Origin of the sequence: Brumimicrobium sp. (assembly GCA_023957385.1) — a bacterium.
Lineage (GTDB): Bacteria > Bacteroidota > Bacteroidia > Flavobacteriales_D > Crocinitomicaceae > Brumimicrobium.
Window position 1 is genome coordinate 179447 of sequence record JAMLGZ010000002.1, and the last position, 20677, is coordinate 200123.

Consider the following 20677-nt stretch of genomic DNA (forward strand, 5'->3'; position numbering starts at 1 on the left):
TTTTCTCCTGTCGTCGAAAAACACTTGATCTAACAGTCCTCGATACCCTTCGGCATGCTCAGGACATGCATTTTTCTCCTGATGTCGAAAAACTCGGTCTGTCAGCCCTCGATACCCTTTTGAGTATTCATGGTGGGTATTTTGTTACGTTATATCAAAACCACAAAGAAGGATATTAGATTCCGTTCGCTGCGCTCCGTTGTATCAGAATCATGAATAAAAAGGATATTGTCTTGTCCTGAAATAGGTTTACACATTTATTAACCATAAAAAGTGTAAACAATGCAAAAAAGTAAAGTCAATTTAGGACTAAAATCTTCGGGAGAATTTAATTTAGAAGAACGGAGGCAAATCATTGAAGAATATCTTCAATCAGATTGTACTAAAAGAGAAATCTGGTATAAATATACCGGTCAAGAACATGAAAAAGGTTATCTTTTAAATTGGATGCGTCAACTAGGTTACCAAGTTCCAGAGAAAAGAGTTAAATTTGTTTCGACTAAAACACTAGCTATGAGCAACAAAGCCAAAGAATCGGTAGAAGTAACTCAATTAAAGGAAAAAATTAAACAGCTAGAAAAGGCACTAGTCAGCTCTGAACTAAGAGCCACTGCGTATGAAACAATGATTGAAATTGCAGAAAAGGAGCTAAAAATAAGTATTAAAAAAAAGTCCAATACCAAACAATCTTTACGATAAAAATGCGTCAACCTAAAATAGGATTAAGCAAATTATGCTGGTTGTTTGGTGTTACTCGTCAGGCATATTATCAGAGTTTTTATAGAGCAGAATTTCAAGAAATTGAACAAGCTTTAGTATTAAAAGAAGTCATTTCTATTAGAAATAATCATCCAAGAATAGGAACTAGGAAGCTGTACATTATGTTGGAAAGTTTTCTGCTAGAGCACCAAATAAAAATGGGGAGAGATGCTTTGTTTGACTTGCTTTCCCTACATACTTTATTGATTAGAAGGAGAAAAAGAGTCATCAGAACAACCCAGTCTAATCACTGGATGAGAAAATACCCCAACTTAATAAGAGCATTTATTCCAACTGCTCCTAACCAGTTATGGGTAAGTGATATAACTTATTGGAAAACAGGATTTGGTGTTTTGTATATTTCTTTAATTACAGATGCTTTTAGTCATAAAATAATTGGTTATAACCTAGCTCAATCTCTTGAAGCCATTGAGAGTTTAAAGGCTCTTAAAATGGCATTAAAGCAGGATATATTGTCGCAAAATCTTATTCATCATTCTGACAGAGGGAGTCAGTATTGCAGCTATAAATATGTAAATCTCTTAAATAGTTATGATGTTCAAATAAGTATGACTGAATCTGGAGATCCGTTAGAAAATGCCGTTGCAGAAAGGGTTAATGGAATACTAAAAGAAGAATATTTAGAGTATTATAAAGTAAGAACTTTTAAGCAGGCTAAGGAGTTATTTGACAAGGTGGTTGTTCTGTATAATGAACATAGACCTCACATGAGTATTGGGAATCAAACTCCTAATAAGGTTCATTTAGGAGAGGTGGAAAAGGGCGAAAGGAAATGGAAAACATATTATAGAAAAGTAAATCAAGAACAAAAAAGTGAAGAGTGTGTATAGGTTTTTTTTAGGCATTAAGACCTCTAAAGTATTTAGAAAAGGGCTAACAAAAGTTAGCCCCATAACAAAGTTTAATACTTCGTCGGTCGTCGATTTATCCCTGATAAGTTGCTCCTCAGCAGAGCTTATTTCCGTTTCCATCGATAATGCAAAAATAAATAAAATGTAAATGAATTTTAGGATTAAAATAAAATGTAAATTTATAACAGGATTAAAGAGAAAAAGTGTAAACTTTTTTTAGGACGAGACATATTAGATTCCGTTCGCTGCACTTCGTTGTATCAGGATCATGAATAAAAAGGATATTAGATTCCGTTCGCTGCGCTTCGTTGTATCAGGATCATGAATAAAAAGGATATTAGATTCCGTTCGCTGCGCTTCGTTGTATCAGGATCATGAATAAAAAGGATATTAGATTCCGTTCGCTGCGCTCCGGAATGACACTTAACCCTTAAAATAATAAGGGAGAGGGGGCGGCGAAGCCGCCCCCTCTCCCTCTAACTACGTTGACGGTTGTCATTCCGGAGCGTAGCGAACGGAATCTGTTCTTCCCTCGCGATTGTAGTTTGCAGCATACGCTCAGCGAACGGAATCTTGTTCTTCCCTCACGATTGTAGTTTGTAGCATATGCTCAGCGAATGGAATCTATTCTTCCCTCAGAATTGTAGTTTGAAATATCCTCCCAAATCGTGAATCTCATACTATTTTTATTTTAGAATAAGAATCACCTATTCTGAGTACACCGAAGGATTTCGAGGATTTGCAACTATACGTAATCCGCCATATCATCTTCTACTTTTCTAAAATAGAGAAGACTCGTAATAAATACAACAAACACCATGGCTACAGATATCCAGAAATAACCATCGGGGGCACTTCCACCAAATAGGCTCCATCGAAAGCCTTGTATAATACCAGCCATAGGATTTAAGAAATAGAGTTGTGCTGCCCATGTAGGAAGAGTTTTCATGGCAAATTCAGCGGGATATGCAATTGGAGTCACATATAATCCAATTTGTACGATAAAGGGAACAACATGTTGAAAATCTCGAAATCGTACAGTAAGTGCACTTAGCCAGATTCCTGCCCCAAGAGCTGCGATCATAGCCAATAGGATAAAGAGAGGTGTTGCCCAAATGTTGGCAGATGGCAATATCTGATAGTAGAAAAGCAAGATTATAAGTATTAACAAGACTATCCCTAAGTCAATTAATCCCACAACGGCTTTGGAAAGCGGAATAATTAAACGAGGAAAATAGATTTTTTTGATCATTGCTTGGGAAGTAATGATAGAATTTCCTGAATTAGAAAGTACAAAGGAGAAATAGGTCCAAATGGCCATTCCTGTAACATTGAAAAGCAAATAAGGAACTTCCGTTTCTACACCTACAAATTTCCCAAATACCAAAGCTAAAATAGCAATGGTAACGATAGGTTGTAAGATAGCCCAAAGCAGGCCAATGGTAGTTTGAGCATATCTTACCTTAAAATCACGCCAAGCTAGAGTCCAAAATAAATCTTTATATCTCACTAACTCTTTGATATTAGGGAGGATAGATTTTTTTTTAGCATCTATAATAAGTTTTGCCATATCACAAAAATAAAAAATAAAGAATAGTATTGTAAAGAATCTCTTTCATTTAAAGATTTATATGAGCTAAAGCCTTTCTCTAACTATTTATATTCAAAAAATAATTAGATTTGTAAGTACATGAGCAATATAGCCATTAAGTTAGACCATGTTTCCAAAAAATACAGTATTGGGAAGGAAAAGGACGGCAGTTTACGCGGTACCTTAGCAACTATTTTTACCAAAAAATCAGAAAAATCGGAAGATTTCTGGGCCTTAAAAGATATTTCTTTTGAAGTGCAAAAAGGAGATGTGGTGGGCATTATTGGAAAGAATGGTGCAGGTAAATCGACTTTATTAAAGATTCTTTCACAAATTACGCGACCTACTGAAGGAAGAATTGAAATTAATGGCCGTGTGGCTTCTTTACTGGAAGTCGGGACTGGTTTTCACCCGGAATTAACCGGACGAGAAAATATTTTTTTAAATGGCACTATTCTCGGCATGACACGCAAAGAAGTACAATCCAAATTTGATGAGATTGTAGCTTTCTCTGGTATTGAGAAATTTATCGATACACCTGTTAAGCATTATTCCTCCGGAATGTATGTGCGTTTAGCTTTTGCAGTGGCAGCACATTTGGAACCCGAAATTTTGATTATTGATGAAGTCTTGGCGGTGGGTGATGCTGAATTTCAGAAGAAATGTTTGGGGAAAATGAAGGATGTGGCTGGAGAAGGGAGGACGGTGTTGTTTGTGAGTCATGATTTGGCGGCGGTAAGAAATTTGTGTACAAGAGGAATAGTATTGAAAGAAGGACAAATGATTTTTAATGGAAATACCACTGAAGCCATTTCTATTTATAATCAAAATCAGTTCACAACAAAAGACTTCTTCAATGAGTCAATTGATAAATTAAAAGATTATGATATTCATTCTATCCAAATAAAAAATGAGAAAGGCAAAAGTCAACACATATTTGAGATTTCAGATAAAATAGTGATTGATTTTGATTTTTATATCAAGCCTCATGCATCTTTATATTCCATGTATTTATGCATCAAAAACACCAATGGAACAAAGGCTTTTTCAATAGATAAGAAAATAGAAAAAGAGCATCACCAATTTATTATTGATAGCTATTGCCTTACTAGAGGAAGCTATACTTTGGAGATATTTATACAGATTCCCCAAAGATTCAGATTGGGTGTGTTTGAGGATGTGACTATGTTTCAGGTGGTTGATCATGAGTCTGAATTAGCAGTACATGGTAGTTATGATTATGGGAATACCTTTGGGAAATATGAATGGAGTTAGACTTTAAATAACTTGGAAAAATTTCAACGATTAAGAAATAGACATATTAAATTTTGAAAAAATTCATTCTTCATATTATTAATAAGCTCGGTTATCGTATTGAGAAAAATTTCAATGATAATAATATGGAGTTTTATGCCCAAAGTAATCACGTAATTCTTAATAAAATTGAACAAGGAAGAATTCTATATCAGTTGAATGATTTTTCTATTTCACTTCGAAAGTTACCTTCTTCCGATTATGAGGTTCTAAAACAGGTCTTGATTAAAGAGGAATATGCCTTTGTGAAAAGCTTCTTTAAATTAAATAATATTATTCCAAAAATTATGATTGATGCTGGAGCAAACATTGGTTTGACTTCGATATATTTCAAAAATACTTTTAAAGATTTACAAATTTTCTGCATAGAACCTGAATGGAATAATTTCAAGCAACTAACTACGAATATTGAAAATAATCGATTAGCCGATTCAGTAAAAGTATATCGAGCTGGTTTAATGGGAGTAGAAAATATTCCACTAAAGATAGGTTCAGAGTTTAGAGATCATAACGATTGGGCAAAACAAACACTCTATGCAACTGATGATGAAAGCGATATTAAGAGTATAACTATACCCCAAATCATGCATGAGAATAATATTGAATACATAGATCTTTTAAAAATAGATATTGAAGGTGCTGAAACCTTTCTTTTAGAGAAAGAAACAGAGACAAATTTTTTAGACAAAACAAAATGTATTGCCATAGAAGTACACGATGAATATGATTGTCGTACAGGTATCTATCAACTTTTAAAGGCAAGAAATTTTATACTCTGTGAATATGGAGAAACAACTATGGGAATTAATACAAATCTTTTATAAATGCAGTCATCAATAGTAGTTAGTATTATCATTCCCTGTTACAATCACGGGAAATATATAGAAGAAACGTTAGAGAGTATCGAACGTTCAAAAGATAAATATTCTGTTGAAATTATCATCGTTAATGATGGCTCAACTGACGAATTTACTATTCAGAAGCTGAAAGAAATAGAAGAGAAAGGATACTTTGTACTTAATCAAGAAAATCAAGGTTTAGGAAAAACCCGAAATAATGGAATTAAATTAGCAAAAGGAAAGTATGTTTTACCTTTGGATAGTGATAATAAGGTTTGTTCTCCCTATCTGAATGAAGCTGTTGATATGTTAGAAAAGAATGAGCAAATTGATATTATTTATGGGAATGCACAGTATATTGGGGAAAAAAAAGGTATATGGAAAAATCAAAAACTAGATAGAAAAAGATTATTATTTGCTAACCAAATAGACGCTTGTGCTATTTTCCGTAAATCTGTTTGGGAAGAAGTAGGTGGTTATGCAGAGGACATGCCATATATGGGCTGTGAAGATTGGAACTTTTGGCTAAGAGCTTTAAACAAAAATAAATCATTTTATTATCTTGAAAATGTATGTTTTGAATATAGAGTTTTATCTGAATCCATGATACATTCTATATCTGATGATTTTAACTCAAAAATATTTTCTTATAATACTATGGATTTATACGATTTATACAATCGTTCTATGCGAGAAGATCACGACAAATTTCATAATATCTTTCATGGTGGTCTTTTACGAAAAATAACCAAATTAATACTAAATCATTTCGGATGCTATAAGTATTAAAAGGTTAGCAAATGATTAAATGTAAATTATAATCATCATTTCGATTATATCTGAGCAATATAATATTCATGATGTTCGAAACTCATACCGTAAAAGAAACACAAATCGAAATTGGGAAATGGTGCAAACGCTTGCGTAAATAGACAAAGATTTAACAAGGAGAATTGGCTGATCCATTGACGGTATCAAGGATTACCATCTCCAATTTGGAAAAGGGAGAAAATGTGATCTTGGACACGCTATTAAAAGTTTTACAACGTTTTCACCAGCTTCAAAATGTGTATGAATTAGTTAAGAATCAAGATTAAACACCACCATCTCTCTATTAATTTATGAAAAAGAACACGAGCATATCCGTTTTTTATTATCAACAAGAAGTGGGAAAAGTAGCTAGAACGGATATAGAACAAGTTGCCTCGTTTGATAGATAATGGGATTATCTTTTTATTTTTTCCACTTTTGAGTAATTTATTCAAACTTATTGAGTAATTTTACTCATTCAATTGAGTAATTATGGATTTTGAACGAAAAGAGCTTTCAATTTTGCAGCAGCGAGTGCTTGAAAAACGGAATTTCCTTCAAGTCATTGTAGGCCCTCGGCAGGTGGGAAAAACGACCTTGGTCAAGCAATTAATGCACAAAATCGAACTTCCAACTATCTTAGAATCCGCCGATAGTGTCGATTCTTTAAACGAAACGTGGATTGCGCAAATTTGGGAAAGTGCCCGTTTAAAGATTACCGCTCAGAACGTACCGGAAGTTTTACTAATTATTGATGAGATTCAAAAGATTTCCAATTGGAGCGAACAAGTAAAGAAATTGTGGGATGAAGATTCTCTTCATGGTACGAATATTAAAGTGATTTTGTTGGGTTCTTCCCGTTTACTTCTTCAAAAAGGATTAACGGAATCATTGGCAGGGCGATTTGAATTACTACCTCTTTCCCATTGGACTTTTTCTGAAATGAAAGAAGCGTTTGGTTGGTCCGCTTCCCAATACGCATGGTTTGGAGGTTATCCCGGTTCGGTGTTCCTCATTCAAGATGAGAATCGATGGAAAGATTACGTACGAAATTCACTCTTGGAAACAACCATTTCAAAAGATATTCTACTTCTAACGCAAGTAAATAAACCGGCACTTTTAAAGCGACTTTTTGAGCTCGGAAGTTTATACTCCGGACAAATTCTATCCTATACTAAAATGCTGGGACAATTATTAGATGCCGGAAATACAACCACACTATCTCATTATTTAGATTTGTTGGATACAGCCGGCTTGTTGGGCGGAATTGAAAAATATGCGACTAATAGTATTCACAAACGTGCCTCAAGTCCCAAGTTTCAAGTATATAATTCTGCGATTATTGCTGCCCAAAGCGATTTGCATTATCAAGATATCATTTTGCAACCAAAAGAATGGGGGCGAGTTATCGAATCGGCTATTGGAGTACATTTAATCAATGCATGCAAAACGAGTAGCATGAAATTGTTCTATTGGCGGGAAGGAAATGATGAAGTGGATTTTGTACTTACAAAAGGAGAGCAATTGATTGGCATTGAGGTGAAGACCAATGCCAAACGCTCCACCCAAGGAATGCGCAAATTCAACGAGCGATTTTCTCCTAACAAACTATTATTAGTAGGTTCTGAGGGAATTCCATGGGAAGATTTTCTAAGCATGGAAGTAGAAATGTTGTTTTGATTTTTAATATAGGAACTTGTAAAATGGAACTTTCAATTATAATTGTAAATTATAAAACACCGATTTTAACACATCGTTGTATTGAAAGTATTTACCAATCAAAAACTTCTTTCAATTTTGAAATAATTGTAGTAGATAATTTCTCACAAGATGATTCAGAAAAGATTATTACAAAAGATTTTCCCGAAGTAAAGTGGATAAATAACACCTACAATGCAGGTTTTGGGAGAGCTAATAATTTGGGAGTTTCACAAGCGAAGGGAGAGTATATTTTATTGTTGAATTCAGATATGCTTCTTAGTCAAGATTTGCATCCATGTATTGAAAAATTGGAAGAATCAACATTAAATGGAGTTCTAGGCTGCCAATTACAAAACGAAGATGGTAGTTTTCAAAAATCTTGTTATTATGATGTTGGAACCATTCGTCACCTTTTATCATACAACATATTGTGGTATAAACTCTTTAAACCTCAACCAAAATCATTAGATGCAGTAATGGGTTCCTTTATGCTTATTCGCAAAACAGATTTTGACGTAGTTGGTGGGTTTGATAAAGATTTTTTTATGTATGCTGAAGAATTAGAAATGTGTTATCGAGTTAAAAAGAAAGGTAAAAAGATTGTTTATTTTGATAAATACATTGCAATTCACAAACATGGTGGAAGTTCAACTGAAAGTAATTGGACACTTCGGCAAAACTTGCTTTCTAACGCACTTCTATACTTAAAAACTGGAGGGTGGTTAAGTTATTTATCATATCATCTTATCTATCATTTCAATATCATTACTAATACCTTCTTATCTTTCAGCTTATCAAAAAATGACCGACAAGTTTATCAAAAACTATACATCGCTTATTTATCAAACTATTTTCGCTATTTTTATCTTCCTTTTATTTATTCCTTTAAAAAGAATAGGGAATTTTTGAAAGTTAAGAGATGAAAGAAGAACAAATGGACTTTCCAACAATCAGTATTGTAATGATAGCCTATAACGTTGAAAAATATATAGGTGAAGCAATAGAAAGTGTCTTGGCTCAAAAAACATCTTATTCGTACGAATTGGTTATTGGAGAAGATTGTAGTACAGATGATACACGTCAGATAGCTTTAGCGTATGAATCAAAATATCCCGATAAAATCCGAGTCATCCAAAATAAAAGTAATCTTGGATTAACACCAAATTGTGTGGAAACGCATAATCATTGTCGTGGTAAATACATTGCTCTTTTAGATAGTGATGATTATTGGACTGATGAGAATAAGCTACAAAAACAGGTGGATTTTCTAGAAAATAATCTAGATTTTGCTGGTAGTGGTCATCAATCAATAAAAATATATGAGAATAATCTAACTAAAAGAGTTCTATTTGGTGAACAGCAGAATAGGGTTTACACCTTAATGGATATGTTAACACACCGAAAATTTCATACTTCTTCCTTTGTTTATCGAAAAGAAATTTGGGATAAAACGGGAGGCATCCCTAAGAATATTTCTTCCAATGAACGAGCTATTTATCCAATGGTGGCTATTTTTGGTAAGATCAAGTATTTTAAAGATGAAATGTGTGTGTATCGCTTTTCAGGGGAAGGGTTAAGTTCTAGGATTGATTACCGAGAACTGGAAACTGACTTCAATATGTTCTCTTGGCTAAAAGAAATCGACAAAAATTTTCCCATATATAGATTTAAGTCATTTATTCATCTATGTGTATATACCTATGGAACAACCAAAATCCCATTCCGTAAGCTAGCCTATCATTACCTTTCGTTTTCTATTTTATCGCTCTCTTACTTTCCAAAAAATTTAGGTGATTTAAAGTGGGGAACTATCTTCTTTTTTCAAAAGTTTTTAAAGATAAAATGACCCCTCTTATCACCATAGCTCTTCCTGTTTTTAATGATGTTGACTTCATCTCTGCATCATTAGATTCTATCTTGGCACAAACTGAACAAAATTTCAAACTTATTATCTCCGATGATGGGTCGACAGATGGATCTGCTGAAATTTGCAAAGCCTATGCAGGAAGAGATAAGCGTATAAAATACATTCGTCAACCGAAAAATCTAGGAATTTCAAAGAATATGGAATTTCTTGTTGCACAAGCTGATACACCATACTTTATGTGGGCTGGAGATGATGATTTGATTCATCCTGATTTTATCAAAACGCATACTACTGCGTTAGAGAATGATAACAACGCTATCGTGTCTTTTAATGCGTATGCAATCATTAATGAAAAAGATAAAATAATAGCACAAATTGATATTAATTATGGTAGTTTTTCGCGATTAATACAACTATTTAAATTGGTCTATTTTGAGAATGATGGATTTGGATATGGAGTATTTAAAACAGAAAAAATAAAGCATGTAAAATTTCCTATTTGGTGGTGGCCAAACCGTAAAACGCCTTACAATAATATCTATCCTAGTTTGGCATATTATTTAAATCGTGGTAGATATTTACACCAAAAGAAAGTGTTATTCTCAAAAAGACAAAAATCTCCACAAAAGACGAATCATGTGATTGGAGGCCAAGGAAATGGGACGAGAGAAATTATCACCTATATCATTCGTAGGTTTTATCTGGTTCATTATACCTTTTTTCAAATGCTAAAATCCATTACTTTCTGGAATGCATTTGTTGTTTATCCTTTTATGCTAATCAAGTGGTTTTTATGGAGCAGTTTAAAGCTGGTTTGTAAGAGTTTCTGGTATAAAATCAGGAAGAGATGAATAGAAAAATTATATTTACACCATGAAAACCGTTCTTATCCTCGCCTACGATTTTCCACCCTATATCTCGGTTGGTGGTTTTCGCTTTATTATAACGGATTTTTTTATAACTTTATGATATGCAAGTTGAAATTATTCGAAATATATTAAAACAAGGAGAGGGATTAACTATAGAATTTAAACAAGCTGAATTTGAGTTGCCTAAAAATCTTTTTGAAACTGTATGCGCTTTTTTAAACCGTGAGGGCGGTACAATATTATTAGGCGTTGATGATAATGGAGGCATAAGAGGTGTAAACGCTGATTGCGCTGAGAAGTTATGTAAGGATTTTGCGAATTTGTCAAATAACAGTGAAAAATTGAACCCAGTTTTTTTACTGCAACCAAAGGTTGTTGAACTGGAAGGAAAAAAAAATATTCATGTATTTGTTCCTTCAAGTTCACAAGTGCATCAAACGAGAGGAGTACTGTATGACCGAAGCTCGGACGGTGATTTTCAGGTAAAAACGCATATTAAAAGAGCAGAATTATATACTCAAAAAAATACGATTTATACAGAGAATACGATCTATCCTTATTTGAATGAATCCCATTTTGAGGATAACATTATTGAAAAAGTAAGAAAGTTAATTCGTTTGAACCGACCAGCTCATCCATGGTTAGAGGCAGAGGGGAAGACATTTTTTAAAATGGCAGGATTGTATCGTACCGATTTACTCACGAATGTGGAAGGTTTTACTTTAGCAGCATTGTTGCTTTTAGGGAAAGAAGAGGTCATCACGAGTATGATTCCGTATTATAGAGTAGAAGCATTAGTCAGAATTAGAGACAAGGAACGATATGATGATCGATTGTCCTTGCGTACTAATTTGATAAATGTTTATGAACAATTAATGGAATTTATAGCAAAACATTTACCCGATAAATTTTATTTGGAAGGAGACACACGGATTTCGTTGAGAGAGCATATTTTCAGAGAAGTAATCGCTAATTTTCTTATACACAGAGAGTATATTAATCCACGTGTTTCCACTTTAGAAATTTTTGAAACAGATTGTATTATACGAAATGCCAATAAACCACATTTATATGGAGATGTGAGACCGACCAATTGTGAATCATTCCCCAAAAACCCACATCTGGCTAAATTTTTTGTACAAATAGGTAGAGCGGAAGAATTAGGTACTGGAATACGTAAAATTTTTAAATATAGTCAGGCATACTCAGGTAGTAATCCTAAAATAGCAGAAGGAGATATTTTTGAAGCGATAGTACCTATTTTAACTACCACTAAAACTACCACTAAAACTACCACTAAAACTACCACTAAAACTACCACTAAAACTACCACTAAAATAGAAACACAACTTATTGATTATCTTACAGATAATCCCAAATTATCCGCTAAAAATTTAGCTAAATTATTAGGGTTAACGGAATATGGTGTCCGCTACCACTTAAAAAAACTAAAATCTGGTAAACTTTTAACGTATGAAGGTAGTCCGCGTTCGGGAAAATGGATAATACTAAATAACAAAAATAACAAATGAAAACCGTTCTCATCCTCGCCTACGATTTTCCACCCTACGTTTCTGTTGGTGGACTTCGACCGCATTATTGGTATGAGCATTTCAAAGAGATGGGAATTTATCCGGTGGTTATTACCCGCAATTGGAACCCTATTCATGGAAACGGACTAGATTACATACAACCGAGTAATACTGCTAAAGTGATTATTGAAGAAACTGAATTTGGCACACTTATCAAAACGCCGTATAAGACTACACTCTCCAATCGCTTGAATTTAAAGGGGAAGAATGATATTTTTTCTAATATTTTAAAGAAAATCAGTACCGGTTGGAACGAAATGGGGCAATGGTTCTTACCAATAGGCACAAAATATGAAGTATATAAAGCTGCCCGAAATTATCTGAAAGCAAATAAAGTTGATCTCATTTTAGCTACCGGAGAACCATTTGTATTGTTTCACTATGCCGCCAAATTGAGTAAAGAATTTGGGGTGAAATGGGTAGCCGATTATCGTGATCCGTGGAGTGATAATACTTCAAGGAGTAAGTCTTCACCTTCCTTCCGGATGAATGTTCGGAATGAAAGACTTGCCTTACGAAATGTCGCGCATATAACTACAGTATCTGATTTTATGAAGAAGAAAATAGAGCAAATTATTGGTAAAAAACCGATTGCTATCTTTCCCAATGGTTTCAATGAAAATGCATTTGAAGGAATTAAGACTGAAACACAAAATACTGAAGTGCTGACCATTTCCCTAGCTGGAACGATTTACGATTGGCATCCGTATCTTGCCTTTTTACAAACCATTCACACTTATCTTGTCAAGTACCCAGAAAAAAGACTTAAGATTCATTTTTACGGTATCAACAAAGAACAAGAAATACAAGCACTTATAACCCAAAATGAAAATCTTAAAGAGGTAGTCGTTTTCCATCCCCGCATGAAAAATCTACTCCTGCTTCGAGAAATGGCAAAAAGTAATGTCTTATTGCTCTTTAACTATTATTCCTATATGGGAACGAAGATATATGACTACCTTGCACTTAACCGTAAAATCCTTCTTTGTTTTGAGGATGATATGGAGGCACAAATGTTGAAAGAGAAATATTACAATATGGCATCCATATCTGGCCTTAGTGAGAGTCTCCAAGCTGATTTAATTCATAGTACCAATAGTGGAATTGTGGTCAAGGATAGAGAGCAGCTGGAAAAAGTTTTAGATGATTTGTTTGAGGAATTTGAGCAAAGGAAATATATTGAAAATCATACGATTGGGGCTGAAAATTATTCACGAAAGATTCAAACAGAGAGATTGGTAAAATTATTAATAGAGATAAGTAATAAGGAATAATCCAAATACTGTCTCGCCCTGAAATTTCATTAAAATACACTACAAAACCATTAGGGAGGAGTCTCCCCAAACGCTGTCATGCCCTCGGTACCCTTAGGCATACTCAGGACAGGCAAATTTATCTTCGAAAAATCACTCAGTCTGACAGCTGGATGAACTGTTATATTCAATGAATTCACGACGTTATAAGTCTCCCCAGACGCTGTTATGCCGAGTGAATTCGCGACGTTAGGAGTCTCCTCTAAACACTGTCAGCCCGAGTGTTTTTCGACGATAGGAGAAAAATGTATCGAGGGCTGATAGTGTTGCCCATTTTTCCTTACCTTTATCCCATGAGATTTGTAACGGGAGGCACAGGACTTATAGGAAGTCACTTATTGATAGAACTTGCTCAACAAGATGAGCCTATTACCGCTATCTATACTCGTCAACATAAGATAGCTCAGGTTAAAAAGCTGTTCGAGTATTATCTTCAAGAAGAGGCTGAAGCTTGTTTTAACAGAATCACTTGGAAGGTCTGTGATATCTTAGATGTTTCTAGCTTGGAAGAGGTTATGCAAGGGCACACAGAAGTATATCATTCAGCTGGATTTGTATCTTTTGCTCGAAAAGATACAGGGAAACTCATCGATATTAATCGCTATGGCACTGCTAATTTAGTGAACCTAGCACTAAGCTTAGGTATCAAAAAATTTGGTTTTGTGAGCTCTACAGCTGCTGTTGGGAAAAAGGATGTTGTAGAAGGAATAGAGATTACAGAAGAAACTAAATGGGTGAAATCTTCTGAAATTGAAACCTATGCACTTTCCAAATATATGGCAGAAAAAGAAGTATGGAGAGGTATTAATGAAGGTCTGAATGCTGTCATGGTAAATCCTGGGGTAGTTATTGGTGCAGGGGACTGGAAGGAGAGTTCCTTGGCTATTTTTGAGACTGTTTCCAAAGGTTTATCCTATTATCCACCTGGAGGCACAGGCTATGTGGACGCTCGTGATGTGGCTAGGTCACTTACCCAGTTGATGAATAAAAATATCTTTGGTGAGCGTTATATCTGTGTGGGAGTTAATGCCGGATTTAAAGAATTGATGGATACTATCGCTACACAAGTAGGTAAAAAGCCACCTCATAAAGAAATAACTCCGTTTTTGATGAAAATCGCGTATGTTTTTGCCTCTATTTATAGTGGAATCACATTTTCAGCACCAAAACTCACTAAAACAGTATTGAAATCTTCTTTTACCAAAACTAAGTTTAGCAATCAGAAATTGAAGGATGCCATTGGGTATGAATTTTATACTTTGAAAGAAAGTGTGGAAAATGCAGTGAAAGGTAAACTCGTGTAATGACCTTTCTCCTTTAAGTCAGATTGTTTTTAACAAAAGTTTTTTTGTTATTCAAAAAAATCAACTTATAATTGCTATAGTAATTAGAGTAATTTTCTAAAATATATTACTACTTTTTATAAAACGTTGGTTAGGTAAATCAGAATTTATTAAGAAATAATTTCTCATGAAAAATAAAAATTGATAGGTTGTAACATACTTATGAATACTATGAAGGAAATATGGTTTCTATCTATTCTTCTGTTTCTATTTGTACAGACTATTTTTTCATTTTCTCAAGATTTGCTGTCAGATACCTTCAAGATTTAGTATAAACAAAATCTTCAAAACAATGAAAATATTAATAAAGCAATTAAGAATATCCAGAACCAACTTTTCAAATAGAATAGGTTAGATAATTAAATCAAAATACTTTAAATTTAAAACTTATAACTATGAATACAATAATTAAAAAAATCGTTTTAGTCCTTACAATAGTTTTGCCAACAATGCTATTTAGTCAAGGACAACCCTACTTCTCGGAAAACTGGAGCAGAGAAGGAGGTGAAATGTCAGTGTTTTATAAAAATGCAACAACCACTGATAACCAACGAAATGTCTATGTCGCTGGTTCGACAATTAACCCAATGGGTAATCACGACATTTTAATTCAAAAATTTAATCCAAAAGGCGACCTAATATGGGAACAGAGTTATAATGGGGCGGCCAATATGGACGATATAGCAGCAGATGTATTTGTTGATAACAATTACAATGTGTATGTTACAGGAGTCGCTATTCAAAATACAAGCAATGGACAAGACCTTGTTGTATTAAAATATGATGGGAATGGTGTATTGAAATGGGATTATTTCTACGATAACAACGGCACTCCTACTCCCACAGATGTTGGAACGGCAATTACAGGAGATAATAATGGGAATATTTTTGTAACCGGAAGTAGTTTTGGAACAAATACGTTAGCAGATTATGTTGTATTAAAACTAAAAGCAAACAATGGTATCAAAATCTGGGAGAAAAGATATGATTTCAATGGCTTAAATGAAATACCTGCTAAAATTGAATTAAAAGGGAATAACCTATACGTATCAGGAGCTAGTCAAGTGGGGCCAAACAAATGGGAATTGGCAACATTAATGTATAAGACTTCGGATGGTACATTATTAGGAGAAAGAAGAAGTGTTGGTAATGCAACGCAAGGGGTCAATGAGATTAACGATTTGACTATTGATGATAATGGGGATATATATATTACTGGAGCCGTTAACAACCAAAATTCATTTGATATAGCAATTTATAAGTTGGATGAAAACCTTAATATTCTTTGGGAAAAACATTATGATGGATATGGAAATGATGACAAAGGAAATGGGATAAAAGTTGATAGCCAAGGAAATGTTTATGTTGCCGGAACAGTAGAAACCAATAATGAAGGGAAGAATTATATTTTATTAAAATATAGTCAAAACGGAGACTTGCTATGGTCAAGGGAGTTTAATGGAAAAGAAAATACAGATGATGAGGCTACACAATTAGTAATAAGTAATAATAAAATATTTGTTACTGGTTTAGCTAAGAATTCAAGTCTCACCTCTTTTCAAACCTTGGTTTATAATGAAGATGGTTCTATATATACACAAGCAGAATTCACTAATCCAGATCAAAATGAAATGCCAACAGGAATTACTGTTGATTTAAGTGGAAATATTATTGTAATTGGTCAAACAGATTTAGGAAATGGAAATTATCGTGCAAGAACTGTAAAATACACCTTATATGAAAAACCGTTCGAACCCGTTTTTGAAAATGGAGAACCAAAATATAATGCTAATGAAGTGATTATTCGATTTGATAGAAGTGTTGTAAATTTCCTGGCTATTGATAGAAAAGGTTTTACAGCCGGTATGCTAAGTGATTTTGTGAAACCGAACGTGATAACCGAGATGAGTAATAAGCTCGGGTTTGATGTTTCGAGATTGGAAACGTTTAAAATCCATAGAGGGATGACTACTGCCGATAGCTTGTCAATTACTCGTTTAGGTGACACTATTCAAGTGCCTGACTTCTGGGCATCATTAACGGTTAGACTACCAGAGAAAATAGATGAGCTTAAAGTCGTTGATAGTTTAAATACTATTTCATTTAATATGGTTCATTACGCAGAACTTAATGGTATAATTCAACACACGAGTATTCCCAACGACTCTCTTGTAACAATAGAACAAGCTGGTTTAATACCAACAAGTCAATATCCTGATGCACATATAAATATTAACCCTGCATGGGATATAGAAACAGGTTATTGGAATGTAAAAGTCGGCGTCTTTGATGATCCAATTTATTGGGTACATGAAGATTTTGGAGACGGAACATTTTTAGGGAGTAAAATAACTGATGGTTGGGACTTTTATAATAACGTTCATGTTTCAACTGTACTTAGTCCTGGCAGCAGTCATGGTACTTCAGTGGCTGGTATTATTGGTGCATATAGGAATAATGGAATCGGTATTGCAGGAATTGCCGGTGGTGATGGTATAAATCCTGGGGTTCAATTAATTTCAATGGGAATTTTCAGTAGTGGAGATTTTAGCACAAACGCTAAAGCAAAAGAAGCAATAGTTAAAGGGTCTTTGAGCACTACAAATAATTATGGATACGGCATAAATATACAGAATCATTCCTGGGGTGGAACTCAACAAAGTCAGGAGATTAAAGAAGGAGTTAATACTGCTTGGAGAAATCATAGTATCTTTATTGCATCTAGAGGAAACGATGGGAGTAATGGGAATCCCATAGAATATCCCGCATGCTATGACGATAAAAAGGTTTTAAACGTTGGAGCTAGTGGAATAGATGGGAAGTACAAGGATGGAACAAATGGAGATATTCTCATCGGACAACAAACTAACGTATTTTGGTCATCTTCTTATGGAAATGGTGTTGATTTTATTGCACCAGGTTGCACCGAATTAGTAACCACACCTTATAATCCTATTTCACCATACTGGTGGCAAAATACGTCCTCAACCCCAAATAATTATTATACCTTTAATGGAACTTCTGCTGCCGCTCCTCATGTTGCGGGTGTGACGGCATTAATGTATAGTAAACATCATCTTGATAAAGGAGCTCCTAACAACTTAGCAACCGAAGATGTAGAGCATATATTGGAAAAAACTGCTAATAATAAACAAAATCCAGGTAGTTATGATCAAAAAAATGGACACGGTTTAATCAATGCCTATGATGCTGCCGAAGAAGTGAATTTTCCAAAATACATTATTAAACATTCGGAAAATGTTACCCCCTCACAAACCACCTCTTCTGGCATGAATATCATACTAGCTAATAATGTAAATGGAATTGCCGCAGGTGCTTATAAAGCAGACAGAATCCAGGTTAATTGGACATATATTGACGTTCTTCCTACTTATCAAGAAATAATTGATTGGTGGCCATTAGAAGCTAGAACAATCAAAGGTGTTAGCGCAGTTGTTCCAGTTACTGGTGAAGAATGGATGGATATAACACCAAATGTAACTATAGGCGGTAATGTTGCCGTTTTTAGTGTTCAAACTTTTGCTTGGTGGGTTAAGAAATCAAATGTTTCAGGGCAAGATATTAATAAATGGATCCCTAATGGAGGACCGTCAAATATGAGATTTGCATATTCTCTTCATATAAAAGATAATAGTGTAACATCTTTAAGTGAGAATGCATTTGAAAATAATGTGATTATTTATCCAAATCCAACGAATGAAATTCTAAATGTTTCTTTAGAATTTCAAAATTCTTCAAACACAACTTTGTTTATTTATGATACACAAGGAAAACTAATTGCGAATCCAAATTTGGGAATTAAGAACAAAGGAGAGCAAAATTTCACAATCAATATTTCAAATCTTCCTAAAGGAATGTATCTATTAAAAATTGTTTCTGAGAACAATTCTATAACTAAAAAATTCATAAAAGAATGAAACAATTAATAATAAATCATTTATATTCAAGCAACAAATTTGTTGCTTGGATATTATTTACATCAGTCATAATGTTTTTCTTGGGATGCAAGAAAGATTTGATACAAACAAATGAAAATACTAGCTCTTGTATTTCAATATCAGCCGAAAATTGTGGCAACCCTTTTGGTATGACTTATATATCAGCAGATACGATAGCTGGTGGTAGTAGTCGATGTTACTTCAATCCTAATAATGATAATGAATTCCTTTATACAAAAGCAACGAAGATTGAAGGGGGGGCAGGTATTTCGAATTCAATGGGCATTTTTAAATATAACATTACAACGGGTCAATCGACTTTAATCTATAATGGAGAAATTTGGAGTTTTCCAAAATGGAGTAAAAAAGATTGGATTATTTTTAATCTTCCAGATCAAAATATATATAAAGTTAAAAGTAATGGGGATAGTTTGACTCAGCTAACCTATCTTAATGATTTACATTCTCCTGAGTGGAATAATGATGGTACCCAATTTGTCGCTTTTTCGGCAAGTAATGCCTGGACTTATCTATTTGATGAAAGCGGGAATATTCTTGATACACTGTATTTTAGTCATAGTCAACTGGGCAATTATCAGAACCCAAAATATATTATTGAAAACACTATTCATATTTTATCATTTTTTAATATGGAAAATAAAGCAATCGAATATCAATTAGATTATTCATCATTATCTACTTCCTCAGTTTGGGGAAGTGTTTTTTGGCTAGATGACGAAACTGTTATATATTCCAATGAAAATGGTCTCAACCAATTTAATATTAATACAAAGGTTAATAAGATAATCAAGAAAAGTTGTAATGCTAGGATTTATTTGAGTGGTAATATTAATCAATCCAAAACAAAAATGATTTGGGAGCGAATCGATAGAAAATTAATTAACGATTGTACCATTGAATTCAGTAATCAAATCTACATTATGAATATTGACGGAACGAATGAACAAAAAATAGAAATTAAATAACAGGTTAATTATGAAAAAAGCATTATATATTACAATGTTAATAATTTTCAATTCTCTGAATATTTATGCTCAAAAAGATAAATTATCCTTTAGTTTTGGCTATGGAGTAAACACCTATTCAATGGGTAATATTAACGAGTTTTATATCGATTCTTTTGCTGCCAAACCCAATGTAAATATGTTGAATGACAATATTAAGAAAGGTAGTCAATATCAATTCTCTTTATTATATCAATCCAATCGTCATTTTGATGTTGGTATATATGGCAGTTATCAATATGGAAATAGTAAATCCAAACCTTTTGTGACCGAAATAGATGAATGGGGGTTTCCTATTAAAGAGCATAAAGGTACTTTTGAATTACGAACAGAGGCTATTTCTGCTGGAATCTCAGCCACTTGGTATATTGACGGTCTTTTAAAATGGCATGAAAAAGAAACAACACTAAATAGGTTTCATTTTGGCGTTGAAGTGAATGGAGGGATTGGTTTTTCAAAAGTATTGATAGATATGCGTTTCCCTACTCTTCCTTTCGCTTCAAGCTACGATTATTTTACCAGTCGAGATTTTCAAGGACAGTTTGGAGTTAAAGTAGAGTATGATTTTACAAAATCTCCAATATATACAACACTTGGAATTCGATTAGGATATCAGTATTTCAAAACCAATTCGGTGAAAGATAGACTTGGAGAAGAATGGGTTGTAAATAAATATCCTATAAATTTAGACTTCTCTGGGTTTTATTTTGGTGTTTATTTGAAAATTGGAAAATAAAAGAAAATAATTTTTATGATTTTATTTTGATATGTTAGTGATCATAGCGGGGAGACAGCATTTTTTATCTTTTCTTTTTGTTACATT

At 33.7% G+C, this 20677-nt stretch carries 16 protein-coding genes; 15 read left to right on the forward strand and 1 reads right to left on the reverse strand.

Features of this window, described 5'->3' with window-relative positions:
- Positions 1-282 precede the first annotated feature (282 nt).
- Positions 283-699 (forward strand): hypothetical protein, encoded by a 417-nt coding sequence (locus M9897_12090; protein ID MCO5269622.1) that lies wholly within the window; start codon positions 283-285, stop codon positions 697-699.
- A gap of 2 nt (positions 700-701) precedes the next feature.
- On the forward strand, positions 702-1610 hold the full coding sequence (locus tag M9897_12095; protein ID MCO5269623.1) for an IS3 family transposase: 909 nt from the start codon (positions 702-704) through the stop codon (positions 1608-1610).
- A gap of 766 nt (positions 1611-2376) precedes the next feature.
- On the opposite strand, the gene M9897_12100 is transcribed toward M9897_12095, so the two are convergent.
- Positions 2377-3201, reverse strand: coding sequence for an ABC transporter permease (locus M9897_12100; GenBank protein ID MCO5269624.1), 825 nt, complete (start codon positions 3199-3201; stop codon positions 2377-2379).
- 120 nt (positions 3202-3321) lie between these two features.
- On the opposite strand from M9897_12100, the gene M9897_12105 reads away from it, so the two are divergent.
- From M9897_12105 to M9897_12165, 13 genes are all read left to right on the forward strand, one after another.
- On the forward strand, positions 3322-4497 hold the full coding sequence (locus M9897_12105) for an ABC transporter ATP-binding protein (protein MCO5269625.1): 1176 nt from the start codon (positions 3322-3324) through the stop codon (positions 4495-4497).
- 53 nt (positions 4498-4550) lie between these two features.
- A complete protein-coding gene (locus M9897_12110; protein MCO5269626.1) occupies positions 4551-5360 on the forward strand; it encodes an FkbM family methyltransferase in 810 nt (269 codons plus the stop codon).
- Entirely contained in the window at positions 5361-6164 is an 804-nt protein-coding gene (locus M9897_12115; protein MCO5269627.1) for a glycosyltransferase family 2 protein, read from the forward strand.
- 513 nt (positions 6165-6677) lie between these two features.
- Positions 6678-7865: an ATP-binding protein gene (locus M9897_12120; GenBank protein ID MCO5269628.1), complete on the forward strand. Its 1188-nt coding sequence runs from the start codon at positions 6678-6680 to the stop codon at positions 7863-7865.
- Complete coding sequence (locus M9897_12125; GenBank protein ID MCO5269629.1) at positions 7823-8809, forward strand: glycosyltransferase family 2 protein; 987 nt, start codon at positions 7823-7825, stop codon at positions 8807-8809. The genes M9897_12120 and M9897_12125 overlap by 43 nt, the downstream gene beginning before the upstream one ends.
- Complete coding sequence (locus M9897_12130) at positions 8806-9732, forward strand: glycosyltransferase (protein ID MCO5269630.1); 927 nt, start codon at positions 8806-8808, stop codon at positions 9730-9732. Before M9897_12125 ends, M9897_12130 begins: the two co-directional genes overlap by 4 nt.
- Positions 9729-10604 (forward strand): glycosyltransferase, encoded by an 876-nt coding sequence (locus tag M9897_12135; GenBank protein MCO5269631.1) that lies wholly within the window; start codon positions 9729-9731, stop codon positions 10602-10604. The genes M9897_12130 and M9897_12135 overlap by 4 nt, the downstream gene beginning before the upstream one ends.
- A gap of 119 nt (positions 10605-10723) precedes the next feature.
- Positions 10724-12154, forward strand: coding sequence for a putative DNA binding domain-containing protein (locus M9897_12140; GenBank protein ID MCO5269632.1), 1431 nt, complete (start codon positions 10724-10726; stop codon positions 12152-12154).
- Positions 12151-13488, forward strand: coding sequence for a glycosyltransferase (locus M9897_12145; protein ID MCO5269633.1), 1338 nt, complete (start codon positions 12151-12153; stop codon positions 13486-13488). The genes M9897_12140 and M9897_12145 overlap by 4 nt, the downstream gene beginning before the upstream one ends.
- Positions 13489-13820: 332 nt before the next feature.
- Positions 13821-14831: an NAD-dependent epimerase/dehydratase family protein gene (locus M9897_12150; protein MCO5269634.1), complete on the forward strand. Its 1011-nt coding sequence runs from the start codon at positions 13821-13823 to the stop codon at positions 14829-14831.
- Between the two features lie 434 nt (positions 14832-15265).
- Positions 15266-18808 (forward strand): S8 family serine peptidase, encoded by a 3543-nt coding sequence (locus M9897_12155; protein ID MCO5269635.1) that lies wholly within the window; start codon positions 15266-15268, stop codon positions 18806-18808.
- Positions 18805-19815: a hypothetical protein gene (locus M9897_12160; protein ID MCO5269636.1), complete on the forward strand. Its 1011-nt coding sequence runs from the start codon at positions 18805-18807 to the stop codon at positions 19813-19815. Before M9897_12155 ends, M9897_12160 begins: the two co-directional genes overlap by 4 nt.
- Before the next feature lie 10 nt (positions 19816-19825).
- A complete protein-coding gene (locus M9897_12165; GenBank protein MCO5269637.1) occupies positions 19826-20590 on the forward strand; it encodes a hypothetical protein in 765 nt (254 codons plus the stop codon).
- Positions 20591-20677 lie beyond the last annotated feature (87 nt).